Origin of the sequence: Micromonospora echinaurantiaca, from assembly GCF_900090235.1 — a bacterium.
Taxonomy (GTDB): Bacteria; Actinomycetota; Actinomycetes; order Mycobacteriales; family Micromonosporaceae; genus Micromonospora; species Micromonospora echinaurantiaca.
In genome coordinates this window covers 4,841,385-4,860,365 of the sequence record NZ_LT607750.1, presented here as the reverse complement: position 1 = coordinate 4,860,365, position 18,981 = coordinate 4,841,385, and the positions used below count along the sequence as shown (strand labels likewise).

16 protein-coding genes are annotated in these 18,981 nt (G+C 72.9%); 12 read left to right on the top strand and 4 right to left on the bottom strand.

Translation table 11 applies throughout. The features are described from left to right. The first annotated feature begins 274 nt into the window (after positions 1–274). The 8 genes from GA0070609_RS21745 to GA0070609_RS21710 all read left to right on the top strand — a co-directional run bounded on the left by GA0070609_RS21745 (position 275) and on the right by GA0070609_RS21710 (position 8,993). Positions 275–1,471 carry a hypothetical protein gene (locus tag GA0070609_RS21745; RefSeq protein WP_231928372.1) on the top strand — a complete coding sequence of 399 codons (1,197 nt, stop codon included), beginning with the start codon at positions 275–277 and terminating at the stop codon, positions 1,469–1,471. A gap of 235 nt (positions 1,472–1,706) precedes the next feature. After that, entirely contained in the window at positions 1,707–2,540 is an 834-nt protein-coding gene (gene rpsB, locus GA0070609_RS21740) for a 30S ribosomal protein S2 (RefSeq protein ID WP_088995490.1), read from the top strand. A 137-nt stretch (positions 2,541–2,677) separates the two neighbouring features. Beyond that, the gene (gene tsf / locus GA0070609_RS21735; RefSeq protein ID WP_088995489.1) at positions 2,678–3,532 is read left to right on the top strand and encodes a translation elongation factor Ts; all 855 of its coding nucleotides are present in this window, start codon (positions 2,678–2,680) and stop codon (positions 3,530–3,532) included. Between the two features lie 160 nt (positions 3,533–3,692). Continuing rightward, a complete protein-coding gene (gene pyrH / locus GA0070609_RS21730) occupies positions 3,693–4,460 on the top strand; it encodes a UMP kinase (protein WP_088995488.1) in 768 nt (255 codons plus the stop codon). Between the two features lie 79 nt (positions 4,461–4,539). After that, positions 4,540–5,097 (top strand): ribosome recycling factor, encoded by a 558-nt coding sequence (frr, locus tag GA0070609_RS21725; RefSeq protein ID WP_088995487.1) that lies wholly within the window; start codon positions 4,540–4,542, stop codon positions 5,095–5,097. A gap of 332 nt (positions 5,098–5,429) precedes the next feature. Further along, positions 5,430–6,626, top strand: coding sequence for a phosphatidate cytidylyltransferase (locus GA0070609_RS21720; RefSeq protein ID WP_088995486.1), 1,197 nt, complete (start codon positions 5,430–5,432; stop codon positions 6,624–6,626). Positions 6,627–6,730: 104 nt separating this feature from the next. Then, a complete protein-coding gene (gene rlmN, locus GA0070609_RS21715) occupies positions 6,731–7,882 on the top strand; it encodes a 23S rRNA (adenine(2503)-C(2))-methyltransferase RlmN (protein ID WP_088995485.1) in 1,152 nt (383 codons plus the stop codon). Between the two features lie 31 nt (positions 7,883–7,913). Beyond that, complete coding sequence (locus GA0070609_RS21710) at positions 7,914–8,993, top strand: DivIVA domain-containing protein (protein ID WP_088995484.1); 1,080 nt, start codon at positions 7,914–7,916, stop codon at positions 8,991–8,993. Positions 8,994–9,078: 85 nt separating this feature from the next. On the opposite strand, the gene GA0070609_RS21705 is transcribed toward GA0070609_RS21710, so the two are convergent. Beyond that, a complete protein-coding gene (locus GA0070609_RS21705; RefSeq protein WP_088995483.1) occupies positions 9,079–9,300 on the bottom strand; it encodes a DUF2631 domain-containing protein in 222 nt (73 codons plus the stop codon). A gap of 318 nt (positions 9,301–9,618) precedes the next feature. Between GA0070609_RS21705 and GA0070609_RS21700 the strand changes: the two genes are divergently transcribed. Both GA0070609_RS21700 and GA0070609_RS21695 read left to right on the top strand, forming a co-directional pair. After that, positions 9,619–11,199, top strand: coding sequence for a Rieske 2Fe-2S domain-containing protein (locus tag GA0070609_RS21700; RefSeq protein ID WP_088995482.1), 1,581 nt, complete (start codon positions 9,619–9,621; stop codon positions 11,197–11,199). 167 nt (positions 11,200–11,366) lie between these two features. Further along, a complete protein-coding gene (locus GA0070609_RS21695; protein ID WP_088995481.1) occupies positions 11,367–12,065 on the top strand; it encodes a TMEM175 family protein in 699 nt (232 codons plus the stop codon). On the opposite strand, the gene GA0070609_RS21690 is transcribed toward GA0070609_RS21695, so the two are convergent. Both GA0070609_RS21690 and GA0070609_RS21685 read right to left on the bottom strand, forming a co-directional pair. Beyond that, positions 12,054–13,646 carry a phytoene desaturase family protein gene (locus GA0070609_RS21690; RefSeq protein ID WP_088995480.1) on the bottom strand — a complete coding sequence of 531 codons (1,593 nt, stop codon included), beginning with the start codon at positions 13,644–13,646 and terminating at the stop codon, positions 12,054–12,056. The two genes, GA0070609_RS21695 and GA0070609_RS21690, sit on opposite strands and share 12 nt — an antisense overlap. 90 nt (positions 13,647–13,736) lie before the next feature. Beyond that, on the bottom strand, positions 13,737–14,459 hold the full coding sequence (locus GA0070609_RS21685; RefSeq protein ID WP_088995479.1) for a TetR/AcrR family transcriptional regulator: 723 nt from the start codon (positions 14,457–14,459) through the stop codon (positions 13,737–13,739). A 96-nt stretch (positions 14,460–14,555) separates the two neighbouring features. On the opposite strand from GA0070609_RS21685, the gene GA0070609_RS21680 reads away from it, so the two are divergent. Together GA0070609_RS21680 and GA0070609_RS21675 are read left to right on the top strand one after the other, a co-directional pair. Then, entirely contained in the window at positions 14,556–16,715 is a 2,160-nt protein-coding gene (locus GA0070609_RS21680) for an MMPL family transporter (RefSeq protein ID WP_088995478.1), read from the top strand. 67 nt (positions 16,716–16,782) lie between these two features. Continuing rightward, the gene (locus tag GA0070609_RS21675) at positions 16,783–17,949 is read left to right on the top strand and encodes an alkaline phosphatase PhoX (protein ID WP_088995477.1); all 1,167 of its coding nucleotides are present in this window, start codon (positions 16,783–16,785) and stop codon (positions 17,947–17,949) included. An 80-nt stretch (positions 17,950–18,029) separates the two neighbouring features. Here the strand turns inward: GA0070609_RS21675 and GA0070609_RS21670 are convergent, their stop codons facing one another. After that, positions 18,030–18,878 carry a YhjD/YihY/BrkB family envelope integrity protein gene (locus GA0070609_RS21670; protein ID WP_088995476.1) on the bottom strand — a complete coding sequence of 283 codons (849 nt, stop codon included), beginning with the start codon at positions 18,876–18,878 and terminating at the stop codon, positions 18,030–18,032. Positions 18,879–18,981: the final 103 nt, after the last annotated feature.

Here is an 18,981-nt window from a genome sequence, read left to right as displayed (position 1 = left end):
GTACCCGCCGCCCCGAACCGGCAGGCTGTGGACAGCGGGAGCGGCTGTGGACGAACGGACGATCATGCCCCCGCCGTGCTATGGCCACGCCGTCCGGCCCCCCGCTCAGCGTTGCCGGGCCGCCCATGATCGTCTGCTGCTGAGCAGGACAGAGCGGCTCACCCGCACCTGCTGACCATCAGACGATCTTGGAGTGCGGTGGTGGCCGAGCAGGTGGAATGCCTGGCCGGGGGGCGAATGGCGCCTGCCCGACGGGTCACATACGGTGCCGGACGTGGACGGACGACGGAGTTCTGCCGAAGATCAGGAGCCGCGCTGGTATTCCGGTGAAGCGGAGCGCGGCTACGGCGAAGCGGACTGGCGTGCGGCGGCCGGGCCGCGGTACCGGGACGACGAGTTCCGACCGCCGGAGCAGCGGGCCGCCGAGGCGGGCCGGTACGCCGACCTCGCTGGCCGTAACGGAGACCCCGGTCGCTTCGGCGCCGACCCGGACAACGGTCGCTTCGGGGCGGAACCCGACACCGGGCGCTTCGTCCAGCCGGACAGCGGACGCTTCCCGGTAGACCCAGACTCCGGGCGGTTGAGGGCGGAGCAGGACTCCGGTCGCTTCGGGGCGGAGCCCGACTCGGGGCGGTTCGCCGCGGTGGACCCGGGACGGTACGCCGCCGTCGACCCGCGGGGGGACAGCCGGGGCGAGCCGGACGGATACCGGACGGGCCGCTCGGGCCGGGCGGAACCGGACCCGGTGGAGACCTCCGGTGAGCTGCCCGGCGACCGTCCGGGCCGTCGGGCCGCCTGGGAATCGCGCGACAGCGCCACACCCGCCACGCCCGCCATGCTCGCCACGGACCCGTCGACCGGTGCCGGTGCCGCCGATGCCGGCCCGATGCGGCCGGCCCCGCTGCCCGGTGCGGGTGCTGACCCGATGCGGCCGGCCCCGCTGGCCGGGTATCCGATCGTCGAGCCCGCCCGCGCGACCGAGCCGGCCCGCTCCGGGGAGGCGCCCGGACGGGGGGCCGAGCCGACGCATCCGGCGCAGCCGGCCAGCCCGGTCCCGGAGGCGCCGCACCCGCTGGAGATGCCGACCGGGCCGATGCCGTCGGTCGGTCCGCGCGGCGAACCGCTGGCCTACCCGCCGGCGGTCGGCCCGGGAGTGCCGGTCGGCGACGGCGTCTACCGGACCCGCCGGCCGGCGCTGGCTGTGCTCTTCGCGGTGCTGGTGGCGGTCTTCGAGATCCCCGCGCTGCGGGTGCTGCTCACCGGCGTGACGGGTGATCCGGTGTCGGCCGCCGACGTGGTCGTCGGCACGTTCCTGGTCTGCGGCCTGCCGATCTTCGCGGTCGGTCTCTACGGGCTGCGCACCGGTGGGCTGGCGCTGGCGGACGGGGGCCGGGGCTGGCTGCGCCCGCCGACGGCGTACTTGACGGTCGGCCTGGTGCTCTTCGTCGCCGCCGCTCTCGCCGCGAACTGACCGTCCGGCCGGTGCCGCGCGCACCCCGGGGTCGTCGGGCGGGGAAGGGGCGTACACTGGTCGACTGGCGACCGCCTCGCGCGGTCGACCTCGCGCGCCCTCTCCACGAGCCGTCGTGGGGCGACGGCCTCCCTGGTCCCGATCTTGGTCGGGCCCGCCATGGCCGGCGACCGGGCGCCAGGACGCCCGGCCGCCGGCCGGGCGGGACAACCAGGGACGCAAGGAGTACCCCACCATGGCCGTCGTGACCATGCGCCAGCTGCTGGAGAGCGGTGTCCACTTCGGGCACCAGACCCGGCGCTGGAACCCGAAGATGAAGCGCTTCATCTTCACCGAGCGCAACGGTATCTACATCATCGACCTGCGCCAGACCCTCGACTACATCGAGAAGGCCTACGACTTCGTGCGCGGCACCGTCGCCGAGGGTGGCAGCATCCTCTTCGTCGGCACCAAGAAGCAGGCCCAGGAGGCGATCGCCGAGCAGGCGACCCGGGTCGGCCAGCCGTACGTCAACCACCGTTGGCTCGGCGGCATGCTGACCAACTTCCAGACCGTGTACAAGCGGCTGCAGCGGATGAAGGAGCTGGAGGCCCTCGGTGACCTGAGCGGCACCGCCGCCGGCTACACCAAGAAGGAGACCCTGCAGCTCTCCCGCGAGAAGGAGAAGCTGTCCCGCACCCTCGGTGGCCTGCGGGACATGCAGAAGCTCCCGGCCGCGATCTGGGTGGTCGACACCAAGAAGGAGCACATCGCCGTCGACGAGGCCCGCAAGCTGGGCATCCCGGTGATCGCCGTGCTCGACACCAACTGTGACCCGGACGAGGTCGACTTCCCGATCCCGGGCAACGACGACGCGATCCGCTCGGCCGAGCTGCTGACCAAGGTCGTCGCCGCCGCCGTCGCGGACGGCCTGATCGCTCGTTCCGGCCGCCGCCGGGGCACCGACGAGAAGCCGGAGCCGGGCGTGGCCGCCGACGAGCCGCTCGCCGAGTGGGAGCGTGAGCTGCTCGAGGAGCCGAAGAAGGCCGAGGACCAGCCGGAGCAGCCGGCCGCCGCCGCCGCGGAGTGAGGCGCACCGTCGCCGCCCCGTCGTCCGTTTCGGCGGATGGCGGGGTGGCGACGGGCCCACCGGGCACATCCGGCCCGGATCCGGGTAACCGGCACCTCTGACCATCCACACGCCGTCTCAACACCGAAGAGAGAGCCATGTCCCAATTCACCGCCGCGGACGTCAAGAAGCTCCGCGACCTCACCGGCGCCGGCATGATGGACAGCAAGAAGGCGCTGACCGAGGCCGAGGGCGACTTCGACAAGGCCATCGAGATCCTGCGCGTCAAGGGCGCCAAGGACGTCGGCAAGCGTGCCGGTCGTACCGCCGCCAACGGGCTGATCGCGCACTCCGACAAGGCGCTGCTCGAGCTGAACTGCGAGACCGACTTCGTCGCCAAGACCGACGCCTTCATCGCGCTCGCACAGCAGCTGGTCGAGCACGGCGCGCGCACCGGCGTGACCAACGCCGAGGAGCTGCTGGCGAGCGAGCTGGACGGCAAGACCGTCGCCGACCTGATCCAGGAGCAGTCCGCCAAGATCGGCGAGAAGCTGGTGCTCAACCGGTTCGCCAAGGTCGACGGCACCACCGCGGTCTACCTGCACCGCAAGAGCCAGGACCTGCCGCCGGCCGTCGGCGTGCTGGTGGAGTACACCACCGCCGCGGCGAGCGCCGGCCGGTCGACCCCGGACGACGAGGCGTCGGACTCGGACGCCCGGGCGGTCGCCATGCAGATCGCGGCGATGCGGCCGAAGTACCTCACCCGCGACGAGGTGCCGGCCGACGTGGTCGAGTCGGAGCGGCGCATCGCCGAGCAGACCGCCCGCGAGGAGAACAAGCCCGAGGCGGCGCTGCCGAAGATCGTCGAGGGTCGGGTCAACGCCTTCTTCAAGGACTACGTCCTGATCGAGCAGGCGTCGGTGGCCGACAACAAGAAGACGGTGAAGCAGATGCTGGCCGAGGCCGGCATCGAGGTCACCCGCTTCGTGCGGTTCGAGGTCGGCCAGGCCTGAGTCGCCTGATCGGGCGCGACGCGCCCGTGGGCAGGAACGTCGACGAGGAGGCCGCCGGTGTACGTGACAGGCACCGCGGCCTCCTTGTCACATAGGGTCGGCAGCGGCAGGTTCGCGGTATGCGGCGCACGGGGCGCGCGCGTGGGAAAGGGCGGGGCGGATGACGCAGGTTGTGAGTGACCGGACGCTGGCGGCGGACGATCCGACGGCGCCGCCTCCCGGCCGTGCCCGCCGGGTGGTGCTGAAGCTCTCCGGCGAGGTGTTCGGCGGTGGCGCGGTCGGGGTCGACCCGGACGTCGTACAGGCCGTCGCCCGGCAGATCGCCACCGTGGCCCGCCGCGGCGTGCAGGTCTCCGTGGTGGTCGGCGGCGGCAACTTCTTCCGCGGCGCCGAGTTGCAGAAGCGCGGCATGGACCGGGCCCGGGCCGACTACATGGGCATGCTCGGCACGGTGATGAACTGCCTCGCGTTGCAGGACTTCCTGGAGAAGGAGGGCATCGAGACCCGCGTGCAGAGCGCGATCACGATGGCCCAGGTCGCCGAGCCGTACATCCCGCTGCGCGCGATCCGGCACCTGGAGAAGGGCCGCGTGGTGATCTTCGGCGCGGGCGCCGGGATGCCGTACTTCTCCACCGACACGGTGGCCGCCCAGCGCGCGCTGGAGATCCGCGCCGACGTGGTGCTGATGAGCAAGAACGGCGTCGACGGCGTCTACACCGCCGACCCCCGGGTCGACCCGACCGCCAGCAAGTTCGACTCGGTCACCTTCTCCGAGGTGCTGCAGCGCAACCTCCGGGTCGCCGACGCCGCCGCGTTCAGCCTCTGCATGGAGAACGGCCTGCCGATGCTGGTCTTCGGCGCGCAGGGCGACGACACCATCATCCGTGCCGTGGCGGGCGAGAAGATCGGCACCCTGATCACCGCCTGAGCGGGCTCCGCGGCCCACCCGACGGTCCTCCGACACCCAGCACAGCCCACGACGAGCACAGAAGGAGGCGAGGAGACCGGTGATCGACGACACCCTCCTCGAGGCCGAGGAGAAGATGGAGCGTGCGGTCGAGCACGCCAAGGAGGAGTTCGGGGCCATCCGCACCGGCCGCGCCACTCCGGCCATGTTCTCCAAGGTCATCATCGACTACTACGGAACGCCGACGCCGCTGACCCAGATGGCGTCCGTGGCCATCCCGGAGCCGCGGATGGCCATCATCAAGCCGTACGACAACTCGCAGATCAACGCCATGGAGAAGGCGATCCGCGATTCCGACCTCGGGGTGAACCCCAACAACGAGGGCAACCAGCTGCGCATCCTGCTTCCCCAGATGACCGAGGAGCGCCGCCGCGACATGATCAAGGTGGCCCGGCACAAGGGTGAGGAGGCCAAGGTGGCGATCCGCAACATCCGCCGCCGCGGCAAGGAGGAGCTCGACCGGCTGGTCAAGGACGGTGAGGTCGGCGAGGACGAGGGCCGCCGCGCCGAGAAGGAGCTGGACGACCTGACCCAGCGCTACGTGGCCAACGTCGACGACCTGGTCAAGCACAAGGAAACCGAGCTGCTCGAGGTCTGAGCCAGCCGTACGTCGTCAGGCGAGGCCCGTCCCCGGCCCGGGGGGCGGGCCTCGTGCCGATCCGGGCCGGCGGTGGCGACGGGACGCGTCGCCCCGGCTTGTGTGCCTGGTCGGCGGGGTGTCGGGTGGGCCGGGCGGGAGGCCGGGACATCGTCCGCCGTGCCGGCCCGGCGGGTGCAGTAGGCTCGGCAGGATTCCCGGCCACCTCGCGGTGAACGGCGGGAATCGACCGGTCGTCGGGCCGGTCGACCGGAGGAGCAGTCGGGCCTGTAGGGGATGGTTGTGCGTTTGCGTCATGTGGTGGATCTCGAACCGGCTCCGCTCGGTGCGTGATGTCCCACCTCGACCCCTACGGTGGTGAGCCGCGCGGCTGGGACCGCCCGGACCGCCCGACCGCCCTGCCCTGGCCCGAGCCGGACGTCGAACCGGCCCCGTGGGACCGCCGCCCGGTTCCGGACCGGTACGCCGAGCCGCGTGGGCTGACCCGCCCGCCGGCCGATCCGTACCCGGAGGCGTACCGCGATCAGCCGTACGACGAGCGGCCGGCCGGCATCAACGGCCACCGCGACCCGGACGACTACCCGACCGCCCAACTGGAGCCGGTGCGGCCCGACCGGGAGCCGGAGCCCGCGCCAGACCCGGAGCCTCCGCGCGGCCGGCGGGCGCGCGGGCGGCGCCGGGCCAGCGCCGACCGCCCGCCGACCCAGCCGAGCCGGGCCGGGCGCAACCTGCCCGCCGCCATCGCGGTCGGCCTGGGTCTCGGCGTCGGCGCGATCCTGCTGCCGCTGTTCCTCTACCGGCCGGCCTTCCTGGTGGTGGTCGCCGCCGCGGTCGGCGTCGGGGTGTGGGAGATGGCCCGGGCGGTACGCCGCAGCGGCGCCCACCCGCCGCTGGTGCCGCTGATCGCCGGCGGGGTGCTCACCGTCGGGTTGGCCTGGTTCGCCGGCCCCGACGCGCTCAGCCTCGGCCTGCTGGTCACCGTCCTCGGCACGATGGTCTGGCGGCTGGGCGACGGTCCCGGCGGCTACCAGCGCGACCTCACCGCGGCCACGCTGATCGCGGTCTACGTGCCGTTCCTCGGCGGTTTCGCCGCGCTGCTGGCGGCGGTGCCCGACGACGGCCACCTGCGGGTGCTGGTCACCCTGGTCGCGGTGGTGCTCTCCGACACCGGCGGGTACGCGGCCGGGGTGGCCTTCGGCAAGCACCCGATGGCGCCGGCGATCAGTCCGAAGAAGTCCTGGGAGGGCTTCGCCGGCTCGGTCACCGCGGCGGCGCTCGGCAGCGCCCTGCTGCTCTGGCTGCTCCTCGACGTCGCCCCGTGGTGGGGCGCGCTCTTCGGCCTGGCGGTCTCGGTCGCGGCGGTCCTCGGCGACCTCGCCGAATCCATGATCAAGCGGGACCTGGGCATCAAGGACATGAGCAACCTGCTGCCCGGCCACGGCGGGCTGATGGACCGGCTCGACTCGATCCTGTTCGCCCTGCCGACCGCGTACCTGCTGCTGGTGGTCGTCGCGCCGGTGGCGGGCTGAGGCATGGGTCACGTCCTGGTGCCGGGGTCCTCCGCGAGGCCAGGGTCGATTCGGCACGTCCGGACAGGTGCGTCCGCCATCCGGCGTGACAGACTGGACGCGCCATGACGAGCCTGCCCCTGATCCCCGTGGACCCGGACGCCCCCGGCGCACGCCGGGCGAGCATGCCACCCCGCCACCTCGCCGACCTCGACCTCGCCGGTCGCCGGGCGCTGGTCGCCGAGTTGGGGGAGCCGGCGTTCCGCGCCAAGCAGGTCTCCACCCACTACTTCGGTCGGCTGGTCCGCGACCCGGCCGAGATGACCGATCTGCCGGCCGCGACCCGAGAGCGGCTGGCCGACCGGCTGCTGCCCCGGCTGCTCACCCCGGTACGGGAGTTGGCCTGCGACGACGGCGCGACCCGCAAGGCGCTCTGGCGGCTGCACGACGGCTCGCTGGTGGAGAGCGTGCTGATGGGCTACCCGGACCGGGTCACCGTCTGCATCTCCAGCCAGGCCGGCTGCGGCATGGCCTGCCCGTTCTGCGCCACCGGCCAGGCCGGGCTGACCCGCAACCTCTCCACCGCCGAGATCGTCGACCAGGCGGTCTACCTGGCCGGGGTGGCCGCCTCCGGAGCGGTGGCCGGGTCGCCGCCGCGGCTGTCGCACGTGGTCTTCATGGGCATGGGCGAGCCGCTGGCCAACTACAACCGGGTGGTCGCCGCGATCCGCCGGCTGATCGCGCCGGCGCCCGAGGGGCTCGGGCTGTCCCAGCGGCACATCACCGTTTCCACGGTGGGGCTGGTTCCGGCCATCCGCCGACTGGCCAGCGAAGACCTCTCAGTGACTCTTGCGCTGTCGTTGCACGCCCCCGATGATGATCTGCGCGACGAACTCGTGCCGGTGAACCAGCGCTGGAAGGTAGCCGAGGTGCTGGACGCAGCGTGGGACTACGCGGCCCGTACGGGCCGGCGCGTGTCGATCGAGTACGCAATGATCAAGAACGTGAACGACCAGCCGTGGCGAGCGGACCTGCTCGGCCGGCTGCTGGCCGGCAAGCTGGCCCACGTGAACCTGATCCCGCTCAACCCGACTCCGGGCAGCCGCTGGGACGCCAGCCCGAAGCCGGTCGAGCGGGAGTTCGTCCGGCGGTTGCGCGACGCCGGGGTGTCCACGACGGTGCGGGACACCCGAGGCCGCGAGATCGACGGAGCGTGTGGGCAGCTGGCCGCCGCCGAGGACAGGGACACCGACCGGACCGCGGAGACGACGGCGTGACCGGCCGTAGCGAACGAGACCAGGAGACATAGTGGCGAGTCAGGGTCAGCGTTTCCGGCGTAAGGCGCTCCGCCGGGGATACAAGGTCGACGAGGTGGATGCCTTCCTCGACCGGGTCGAGGCGACACTCGCCGGTCAGCCGGTCGGCGCCCCGGTGGCCTCGCAGGAGGTCCACGACGTCGTCTTCCGGGTCCGGTTCAACGGCTACGACGAGTGGCAGGTCGACCTGCACCTGGACCGCGTGGAGCGGCAGCTCGCCGAGCTGGAGGAGCGCGGCGGGCGCGGCGGCGACCCCCGGATGGGCGACCGGCTCGGCCCGCCGGACCGGATGGGGCCGCCGATGCGCGACGAGCGGGGCATGTCGCCGCTGCCGCCCCGGCCGATGCCGGCGCAGGCCGGCCCGCCGCCGGCGGACCGCTACGGTCGCTACGACGAGCCGACCGGCGCCTTCGCCGGTGGCTACGACGCTCCGCGTGGGGGCTACGACGCGCCGCGCGGCCCAGCCGGCCCGAACCCGCCGATGGGCCCGGGCCCGATGGGGCACGGCGGCCCGCCGCCGCGCGGCCTGCCCGCCGGTCCCGGCGGCTACGGTCCGGAGGGCTACGGTCCGGAGGGCTACGGCCCGGACGAGCAGCGGTTCGACGGCTTCGAGGCGGGCCGGCGCGGCCGGACCGACATGACCGCCGAGATCCGGATGCCGGAACGGGAGCGGGAGCGGGATCCGCGGGGTCGTGGCCCGGCCGGACCGCCGCCGATGCCGCAGCAGGGGTTCGGCGGCGCGCCGATGGGTGGCCCGCCGGCCGGTGGCCCGCCGATGGGTGGCCCGCCGATGGGTGGCCCGCCGATGGCCGGCCCGCCCGGCAGTGACCTCTACCGGGTCGACCAGATCCGCCGCAGCTTCCAGGTGCGCCGGTTCGGCAGCGGCTACGACCCCGACCAGGTCGACCGGTTCTTCGAGAGCCTGCTCGGCGGGATGGCCGGGCGCAACCCGATGCCGGTGAACCCGAAGGACCTGGACACGCTCCGCTTCGGCCTGGTGCAGGGCGGCTACTTCGAGGCCGAGGTGGACGCCGCGCTCAAGGACGTGCAGGACATCCTCTTCGGCCGCTGACCGCCGTCACGAAGGGCCCGCTCCCCGGTGGGGGGCGGGCCCTTCGTACGTGTCGCGGGAGGTGCGCAGCCGGCGGCCGTTCCGGTCAGGAGCGCAGGCCGTTGCGCCGCAGCACCGCGTCGCCGACGACGATGACCAGCAGCAGCACGGCGAGGCCGACCAGCCAGATGTCCTCGACCCTGCCCTCGTGGTTGCCGCAGATCATCGCCAGCAGCGCCAGCGCGGTCACCACCGCGCCGATCCGCCCGGACTTGCGGTGCCCGGGCTTGTGCTGGTCTGGCGACGTTACCGGCTCGCTTCCTGCCACTGTCGGTCCTTCCCTCGCGATCGGATCTCTGGTTAGTCTGGCACGCCCCGTGCCGGGCCCGGCGCAGGGTCCGACCGGACGGGGTCGGGGCCATACCCCGGCGCCGACGACCGCGAACTGCGCGAGCGCGCGGACCACGCGCTCGCCGGGGAGCGGGGACTGCGCCTTCCCGTCCCCGCCGCACGTGGACCAACGTGATCATCCGGGGCCAGGGCGACCAGGGCGGAACGGCACTACCGGCGTCGCGGGTCGGCGGCCACACTGCCTCCGGTAGCGTTCTGACGTACACCTTGTCTGTCTTCTCGAGGGAGAACTGCGGTGCGAGTGACCGGTACGGGGCACGCGAGCATGCGGATCGACACGGCCGCGGGCAGCATCCTGTGCGACCCGTGGGTCAATCCGGCCTATTTCGCCTCATGGTTCCCTTTCCCCGACAATTCGCAGCTCGACTGGGAGACCCTCGGCCAGGTCGACTACCTCTACGTCTCGCACCTGCACCGGGACCACTTCGACGCCAAGCACCTGCGCGACTTCGTGTCGAAGGACGCGACCGTGCTGCTCCCCGAGTTCCCCACCTCGGAGATGGAGGACGAGTTCCGGGAGCTGGGCTTCACCAAGTTCCTCAAGGCGCCGAACGAGCAGGTCGTGGAGCTGCCCGGCGGCCTCAAGATCATGATTCAGGCGCTGACCAGCCCGACCGACGGCCCGATCGGCGACTCCTCGCTCTGGGTCGAGTACGACGGTGTCCGGCTGCTGAACCAGAACGACGCCCGCCCCACCGACCTGAGCGTCTTCGCCGAGCTGGGCCACGTGCACGCGCACATGCTCCAGTTCTCCGGGGCGATCTGGTACCCGATGGTCTACGAGCTGCCGCAGGCCGCCAAGACGGCGTTCGGCAAGCAGAAGCGTGACCGGCAGTTCGACCGCACCTGGCGGTACATCGACGACCTGAACGCCTCGCACGTCTTCCCGATCGCCGGCCCGCCGTGCTTCCTCGACGACGAGCTGTGGCAGTTCAACGACATCTTCGGCGACGAGGGGAACATCTTTCCGGACCAGTCGGTGTTCCTCGCCGAGTACGCGAAGGTCGGTGGCACCAACGGCATCGTGCTGCTGCCCGGCAGCGTCGCCGAGGTCACCACGGAGGGCGCCACCACCACCCACCCGGTGCCGGTGGAGGAGTTCTTCGCGAACAAGGTCGCCCACCTGGAGGAGATGCGGGAGCGCAAGCGCCCGATCATCGAGGCGGAGAAGGCGTCCTGGCGGCACCCGGAGATCGACATCCTGAAGGAGATGAAGCGGCGCGTCGAGCCGCTGCTGGACGAGTCGATCTACCTGGCCAAGGGGGTCGGCGGCCCGGTCCGCTTCGACCTGGTCGGCTACGACGGGGAGAGCGTCGAGTCGATCGTGGTGGACTTCCCGGGCAAGCAGGTCCGGCCGTACGCGGACGAGAAGGTCCGGTACCGGTTCCGCACCGAGCGGGCGCTGGTCGAGCACCTGCTGCACATCGGCGAGGTGGACTGGGTCAACTCGCTCTTCCTCTCCTGCCGGTTCTCCGCGGCCCGGATCGGCCAGTACAACGAGTTCGTCTACGCGTTCTTCAAGTGCCTGTCGGAGGAGCGGCTCCAGTACGCCGAGGGCTGGTACGACGAGCACGAGCGGACCAGCGACGCCGAGGACATCACCCTCGGCGACTGGGTGGTGCAGCGGCGCTGCCCGCACCTGAAGGCGGACCTGACCCGGTTCGGCATCGTGGAGGGCGACCAACTCACCTGCCAGCTGCACGGGTGGCGGTTCGACCTGAGCAGCGGCCGCTGCCTGACCAGCGTCGGCCACAAGATCCGGGCCCGCCGGGTCGACGCCGAGGCTCCCGCCCCCGCCGGCGAAGCCCTCAGCTGACGCCGGTGCCGGGCGACTGCGACCGGCCCGCCCCGGCCCCGTACCCCGATCCCGACCCGCGCGGCCTGCCCGGTGGGCGACCATGCAGGGGTGGTGGGCGGCAGCAGCCGCTAACCGGCACCCACCGGGACGCCACCACTTCATGATCCACGAGGGTGGGGCGGGGCATGACCGGGGCTGGACCTGGGCAGCGGAAGTACCGGTACCGGCGGAACCAGGAGATGGCGCGGGACCCCGCCCGGGTCGAGACGTTCAGCGACGGGATCTTCGCGGTCGTGCTGACGGTGATGGCCGTCGAACTGCTCCAGTACGGTCCGGCCCGGGTGGGCGGGAGGGAACTTCCCGAAGCCCTCGTCGACGCCTGGCCGGCCTACCTGGCGTATGTGATCACCTTCGCGATCGCCGGTCAGGTCTGGCTCGGCCACCACAACATCTGGCGCTACGTGGTCCGGGTCGACCAGATGCTGCTGGTGTTCAACCTGCTCCTGCTGCTGTTCGTCGCGGCCATCCCGTTCACCGCCGACCTGCTCGCGGACAATCTGCGCGGCAGCGCGGCGGAGCAGCGGCTGACCGCCGCGCTCTACCTCGGCACCGTGCTCGGTGAGGCGGTCTGCTTCAACCTGATCTGGTGGTGCGCGCGTCGACACCGGCTGCTGCACCCCGACCTGGATCCCCAGCTGACCCGGGCGATCGCGCGCCGGCTACTGCTGCGCCCGCTGCTCTACCTGGTCGCCTTCGCGTTCGTCTTCGTCCACCCGGTCCTGAGCCTCTTCCTCTACCTCGTGCTCGTCGTCCTCTACCTCATCCGCGGTCCCGGCACCCTGCCCAGCGCCGCCACCACGGCCGAGGATCGGTCAGCGGCCTAGGTCGGTGAGGATGCGACGGGCGGCGTTGTGGCCGGCGGCGCCGATGACGCTGCCCGCCGGGTGGCAGCCGGCGCTGCCGGCGTAGACGCCGTCGACCCCGATGACGTACGGCATCCGGTCGGTGAACGAGACGGTGTTGTCGACGTGGTGGATGTGCCCGCCGGTGATGCCGAAGTGCGCCTCGATGCCGGCCGGGGTCAGCGGCACCGCGTCGGCGATCAGGTCGCCGGTGTTGGGTGCGTACCGCTCGCAGATCGCGATCAACTGGTCGACGTACCCGGGCAGCGCCTCGTCCCAACTGGTGCCGGCCAGCTCGTAGGGGACGGACTGGACGAAGAGCGCCGACGAGTGGTGGCCCTGCCCGTCGGAGAGCGACGGGTCGACAGTGGTGTGCAGGTACCACTCGATGGTCGGCTCCGCGGGCAGCCGGCCCGCCTGCACGTCCGCCCACATCGCGCGCAGCGCGGTCATCGGCGACTCGCCGCCGCCGATCAGCGAGGCCGAGCCGGGAAGAAGGTGGATGGTCGAGCCGAACGGGCTGGGCGCGTCCGCGGGCAGGCAGGAGAAGCGCGGCAGGCCGCTCAGCGCCAGGTTGAGCTTGAGCGTGGTGCCGGGACGGCGGACCGCCGCCATCCGCTCGGCCAGCGGCGCCGGGAGCGCGCCGTCGGGCAGCAGGTCCATCAGCCGGTACGGGTCACACGCGCCGAGCACCACCCGGGCGCCCACCTCCCGCCCGTCGGCGAGGACCACCCCGCTGGCCGCACCGCCGGCCAGGGTGATCGCGCTGACCGGCGTACCGGTCAGGATCGTGGCCCCGGCGGCGCGGGCGGCCGCGGCGAAGGTCCGCGAGACGGTGCCCATCCCGCCCTCGGCGATCATCCAGGTGCCGCCCGAGCCGGGCAGCCGGCACATGTTGTGCACCAGGAAGTTGTGGCCGGTGCCCGGGTCGTCCGGGCCGGCGTTCAGCCCGGACAGGCCGTCGGTGACCGCGTACATCGAGACGAGCAGTTCGGAGCGGAAGTCGAAGCGGGCCAGGTAGTCGGCGACCGAGCCGCGGACCAGGTCGACGAAGACCTGCCGCAGCGCCGGCCGGACGAACCGCTCGGCGGTCTCCTCGACGGGCAGCGGGTCGGCCAGCCAGACCGGCGCCAGGTCGGCGCGCAGCGCTGCCAGCTCGGCCTGGAGGGCGTCGTCGGCGGCCACGTCGGCGGGGGAGAAGAACTCCGCGAGCTGCGCCCGGGTGGCCGCGACGTCGCTGCCGAAGAGCAGGTACGGGGAGCCCTCCGGGCCCGGGGTGGGCAGGAAGTAGTGCGGGTCGCGGCGCAGCACCGGGATGCGTACGTCGAGCGTGGCGAGCAGCTCCGGCGGCATCAGCCCGAGCAGGTAGGAACCGGTGGAGTGGCGCAGGCCCGGCACCTTCGGGAATGGGTTCTCCGTGCGGGTGGCCCCGCCGATCACCTCGGCCGCCTCCAGCACCAGCACGTCGAGGCCGGCGCGGGCCAGCAGGATCGCGGACACCAGACCGTTGTGCCCGGACCCGACGATCACCACGTCGGCCCGGGTCGGCAGCTCGTCACTCATGCCGCGGGAGCCTAGTGCCCGCCGGGCCCGCCGGGCAGCCCTTCGCCGCCCGCCACCCGGGCGTGCCGCCGGAGCCAGCGCGTGCCGGGCCTAGCGGATCGCGCCGCCCGGCCGGTCGCCGCCGCCCAGCTGGGCGGCGAACGCTTCCAGCTCCAGCTCGAACAGCGCCTCCGGTTCGGTGACCGCCCAGCTCACCTGCTGGAAGACCTCCGCAGCGACCAGCCCGTAGAGCCGGGTCCAGCCGGCCAGGAAGGTGTACGTGACCTCGATCGGGATGTCGCCGTGGCTGAGCCGCAGCGGCTCCAGCCGGTCGCCGAGGCGCTCGCGGAGCAACTCGGCCGGCGGGGTGGGGAACGGCGACCGGTGCCAGAGCTCGATCATCGGCGCGAGGAAGACCGCGCCGAACCGGGCGCCGGGATGGTCCGGGTCGACGCAGTCGTCGACGAAGGCGGCCAGCCCGGGGGTCGGCGCGCCGAAGATCAGCCCGAACTCGGCGGGGTGCGCCACCGACCAGGCGCGGAAGGCCCGACACATGGCCACCAGCTGGTCGACCGGCTCACCGCCGGCGGCGTCCCGGGCCGCCTCCAGGCACCGTCGCAGCTCGTCGTAGAGGTCCCCGGCGAGTGCCGTGACCAGCGCCTCCAGGCTGGGGAAGTAGCGGTAGATGGCCGGGGCGGTCATGCCCATGTCGCGGGCGATGGCGCGCAGCGAGACCGCGTCGGCGCCGCCGGTCACCAGCAGCCGGCGCGCCCCCTCCTTGATCTCGGCGAGGGTGGCGGTACGCAGGCGTTCCCGCCGGGTCGGTGCGGTCATCCGGCTACCCCCTTGACCGAAGCGAACGCCGTTGCGATAGTTAACGGCGTTCACTGAAATGATCGATGGTCACATTTTAGCCGTCAAGGGGGAGCCATGTTCGCGTGGTGGGGGCGGATGGTGGTGCGGCTGCGCTGGGCGGTGCTCGCCGCGGCCGTGCTGCTGGTCGTGGTCGGATCGACCTGGGGTGCGGGGGTCTTCGGGCAGCTCACCGGGGGCGGGTTCGACGACCCGGCCAGCGAGTCCAGCCGGGCGTACGAGCGGATCACCGACGAGCTGGGCCCGCAGGGGGCCGACGTGATCGTGCTCTGGTCCAGCGACTCGGTGTCGGCCGACCAGCCGGCCTTCCGTGACCCGGTCACCGCGACCGTCACCCGGCTGCGCGAGCGTCCCGAGGTCGTTAGCGTCACCACCTGGTACGACACCCAGGCGCCCGCGCTGCTCGCCACCGACCGCCGGGCCACCTACGCGCTGATCCAGCTCCGGCCCGCCGACGAGGACGGCAAGACGGCGGCGTACGAGGCGCTGCGCCCGGCCATCGAGACGCCCGGCGTACGGACCGAGACGGGTGGCAACGTGCCGTTCCTGCACGAGGCGAACCGGCAGACCACGGAGGACATCACCCGGGCCGAGCTGCTCGCCATGCCGGTGCTGCTGGTCCTGCTGGTGCTCATCTTCGGCGGCCTGGTCGCCGCGGCCACCCCGCTGCTGATCGGCGGGCTGGCGATCCTCGGCGGGTTCGTCGCGGTTCGGCTGGTCAACCTCGTCACCGAGGTGTCGATCTTTGCGATCAACATCATCACGCTGATCGGCCTGGGCATGGCGGTCGACTACGCGCTCTTCGTGGTCAGCCGGTTCCGCGAGGAACTGGCCGCCGGCCGGGACACCCCCACCGCGATCCGGCGCACCATGGCCACCGCCGGCCGTACCGTGCTGGTCAGCGGGCTGACCATCGCCCTCGCCATGGCCAGCCTGCTGATCTTCCCGCAGTCCTTCCTGCGCTCGATGGGGCTCGGCGGGATGGCCGCGGTGCTGGTCGCCATGCTCGCCGCGCTCACGGTGCTGCCGGCCCTGCTCGCGGTGCTCGGGCCGCGGATCGACGCGGGGCGCGTACCGCTGCCGTGGCGGCGGGGTGGGCGGCCGGCGGCCGACGGCGGCGCCTGGGCCCGGATCGCCCGCAGCGTGATGCGCCGGCCGGTGCGCTACCTGGTCGGGGTGGTGCTGCTGCTCGCCGTGCTGGCCGTGCCGTCGCTGCGGATGGAGTTCGGCGGCTTCGACGAGCGGGTGCTGCCCGCGGACGCCGCGCCCCGGGTGGTCTCCGAGCGGATCGCCGCGGAGTTCCCCGGCGGCACGGTCGCGCCGATCGACGTGCTGGTCACCGGGGCGCCGGCCGAGGCGGTACGCCCGTTCGCCGACCGGATCGCGGGCCTGCCCGGGGTGAGCGGCGTGCAGGTGGCCGCGAACCGGGGCGAGGCGACGCTGCTGACCGTGAGCTACCCGGGCGAGCCGACCGGCGAGGTCGCCCAGGACCTGGTCCGCCACCTGCGCGAGCTGCCCGCGCCGGCCGGGTCCGAGGTGCTGGTCGGCGGCCGGCCCGGCGCCGACCGGGACCTGCTGGACAGCCTCGCCGACCGGCTGCCGTGGATGGCGTTGCTGATGGCCGCGGCCACCCTGCTGCTGCTCTTCCTCGCCTTCGGTTCGGTGGTGCTGCCGGTCAAGGCGGTGCTGATGAACCTGGTCTCGATCGGCGCGTCGTTCGGCGTGGTGGTCTGGATCTTCCAGGACGGCCACCTCGCCGACCTGCTCGGCTTCACCCCGACCGGGTTCATCGAGCCGAGCAACCCGATCCTGATGCTCGCGGTGCTCTTCGGGCTGGCCACCGACTACGAGGTGTTCCTGCTCTCCCGGGTCCGCGAGGAGTGGGACCGGACCGGGGACAACACCGCCTCGGTGGCCGCCGGGTTGCAGCACACCGGCCGGATCATCACCGCCGCCGCACTGCTGCTGATCATCGTGGTGGCCGGGTTCGCCACCGGCGGGATGGCGTACATCAAGCTGATCGGGGTCGGCATGATCGTGGCGATCGTGGTCGACGCCACGCTGGTGCGGGCGCTGCTGGTGCCGGCCACCATGCGCCTGCTGGGCCGGTGGAACTGGTGGGCGCCCGGCCCGCTCGGCCGGGTCTACCGCCGGTACGGCATCCGCGAGGGCGCCGAGTCGGACCCGGCGGAGCGTCACCCCGCGTTCACCGGATAGAGACTTCCATCGATGCTCCGTCGGCTCTAGCGTCGACGGGGCATCGACTCTCACCGGGAGGTCTCCGATGGACCGTCGCACCGTCCTGCGCGCCACCGTCGCCGGCGGCACCGCCGCCTTCTCGGGCAGCCTCTGGGCCTGTGCCGCGCTGGCCGCCCCCGCCCAGCCCGGCCCCGGCCCGTACGGGGAACTGCTCGCCGCCGACGGCAACGGGATCCAGCTGCCCGCCGGCTTCACCAGCCGGGTGATCGCCCGTTCCGGGCAGCGGGTCGCCGGCACCTCGTACGTCTGGCACTGGGCGCCCGACGGCGGCGCCTGCTACCCGGCCGGCACCGGCTGGATCTACGTCTCCAACTCGGAGATCCCGCTGGCCGGCGGCGCCTCGGCGGTGCGCTTCGCCGCCGACGGCTCGATCGCCGCGGCGTACCGGATCCTCGGTGGCACCAACGTCAACTGCGCCGGCGGCGCGACCCCGTGGGGCACCTGGCTCTCCTGCGAGGAGGTGCCGCTCGGACGGGTCTTCGAGACCTGGCCGCAGGGCGGCCGGGAGGCGGAGGAGCGCACCCGGATGGGCCGGTTCAAGCACGAGGCGGCGGCCTGCGACCCGGACCGCCGGGTGGTCTATCTGACCGAGGACGAGGGCGACGGCTGCTTCTACCGCTTCCTCCCGGACACCTGGGGCGACCTGCGCACCGGGCGGTTGCAGGTGCTCTGCGCACCCGCCGACGCCACCGCCGGGCCGGTGACCTGGCGGGACGTCCCGGACCGGGACGGCTTCCCGGTGCCCACCCGCTGGCAGGTCGGCGCGGCCAAGCACTTCGACGGTGGCGAGGGCTGCTGGTACGCCGACGGGACCTGCTGGTTCACCACGAAGGGCGACAACCGGGTCTGGGCGTACGACGCGGTTCAGCAGCGCCTCGACCTGGCGTACGACGACTCGCTGGTGCCGGCCGGCGCGGCGCCGCTGACCGGGGTGGACAACATCACCGGCACCGCCGGCGGCGACCTGTACGTGGCCGAGGACGGCGGCAACATGGAGATCAACATGATCACCCCCGCCGGCGTGGTCACCCCGTTCCTGCGCCTGCACGGCCACCCGGAGTCCGAGCTCACCGGCCCCGCCTTCTCGCCCGACGGCACCCGCCTCTACTTCTCCTCGCAGCGCGGCACCACCGGCGACCGCACCGGCTCCGCCGGCGTCACCTACGAGATCACCGGCCCCTTCCGTTCCTGACCGGTCCCGCCGGGGGTAGCGGCGTTGATCATGAGGTTGGCGGCATCGGCGAGCGCTCCCCGATGCCGCCAACCTCATGATCAACGCGCTTCCGGAGTGGGGTGGGTGCGGTGGGTGCGCCAGCGGGAGAGGGCGAGGGTGGCGGAGTAGCCGGCCAGCACGATCACGTGGAAGAGGTAGAGCCAGAGCAGCACCGCGACGCCGGCGCCGATCTCGTCGAAGCCGCCGAACGGCGCGCCCAGGTCGATCGGGAGCGACGCGAAGAGCACGAACCCGTGCAGGAAGCCGGAGAGGTTCGCCGCCGTGAACGAGCCCACCGCCAGCGCGGACAGCCAGTCCGGCGACGCCGGCCCGACCACCCGGAACACCCAGAGCAGCACCGGGGTGAGCACCAGCCACACCCCGAGGAAGGACAGCACCACCCCGAGCGCCCCGAGCCAGCCGCCCTGGCGGACCAGCCCGGTGGTGGTCGGCAGCGCCAGCAGGATCGACAGCAGCAGGGCCGGGGCCGGGGCGAGCAGCGGAAGCAGCAGCAGCCGGCCCCGCCAGCCGACCAGCGACTCGTCGGTGCGCGGGGCGGCCACCGAGACGAACGCCCGGCGCAGCCCCTCGCCGTAGAGCGACGCCGGCAGTAGCGAGGCCAGCGCCAGCAGCGGGGTCAGTTCCACCCCGGCCTCGACCAGGGCGGCCATCGCCCGTGGCGCGCCGATCTCGGTCGGCAGCGTCCGCACGGCGTACGAGGTGAGCCGGCGGACCCGCTCGGCGCCCGCGACCAGGGTGGTCAACCAGATCGCCAGCAGCGCCACCGGGACCACGGCGATCGCGCCGTAGAACGTGATGGCGGCGGCGTGCAGCGACAGGTCCCGGCCACGCACCGGACGGAACGCCGCGGCGCCGATCCGCTTCACTCGCCGCCATCCGCCACCCATCCCGGTTCCGTACCCCTTCGCGGCAGCCGTCACTCATCAAGATCCCCGCGGTCGTGACAGGCGGCCGACCCCGCCCGGGTGGCCCGGGCGGGGTCGGCGGACG

Excerpts from the sequence above, each read along its gene's own strand:
- rpsB (WP_088995490.1), top strand. The coding sequence starts at position 1,707 with ATGGCCGTCGTGACCATGCGCCAGCTGCTGGAGAGCGGTGTCCACTTC.
- tsf (WP_088995489.1), top strand. The coding sequence starts at position 2,678 with ATGTCCCAATTCACCGCCGCGGACGTCAAGAAGCTCCGCGACCTCACC.
- pyrH (WP_088995488.1), top strand. The coding sequence starts at position 3,693 with ATGACGCAGGTTGTGAGTGACCGGACGCTGGCGGCGGACGATCCGACG.
- GA0070609_RS21720 (WP_088995486.1), top strand. The coding sequence starts at position 5,430 with ATGTCCCACCTCGACCCCTACGGTGGTGAGCCGCGCGGCTGGGACCGC.
- rlmN (WP_088995485.1), top strand. The coding sequence starts at position 6,731 with ATGACGAGCCTGCCCCTGATCCCCGTGGACCCGGACGCCCCCGGCGCA.
- GA0070609_RS21695 (WP_088995481.1), top strand. The coding sequence starts at position 11,367 with ATGACCGGGGCTGGACCTGGGCAGCGGAAGTACCGGTACCGGCGGAAC.
- GA0070609_RS21690 (WP_088995480.1), bottom strand. The coding sequence starts at position 13,646 with ATGAGTGACGAGCTGCCGACCCGGGCCGACGTGGTGATCGTCGGGTCC.
- GA0070609_RS21685 (WP_088995479.1), bottom strand. The coding sequence starts at position 14,459 with ATGACCGCACCGACCCGGCGGGAACGCCTGCGTACCGCCACCCTCGCC.
- GA0070609_RS21680 (WP_088995478.1), top strand. The coding sequence starts at position 14,556 with ATGTTCGCGTGGTGGGGGCGGATGGTGGTGCGGCTGCGCTGGGCGGTG.
- GA0070609_RS21675 (WP_088995477.1), top strand. The coding sequence starts at position 16,783 with ATGGACCGTCGCACCGTCCTGCGCGCCACCGTCGCCGGCGGCACCGCC.
- GA0070609_RS21670 (WP_088995476.1), bottom strand. The coding sequence starts at position 18,878 with ATGGGTGGCGGATGGCGGCGAGTGAAGCGGATCGGCGCCGCGGCGTTC.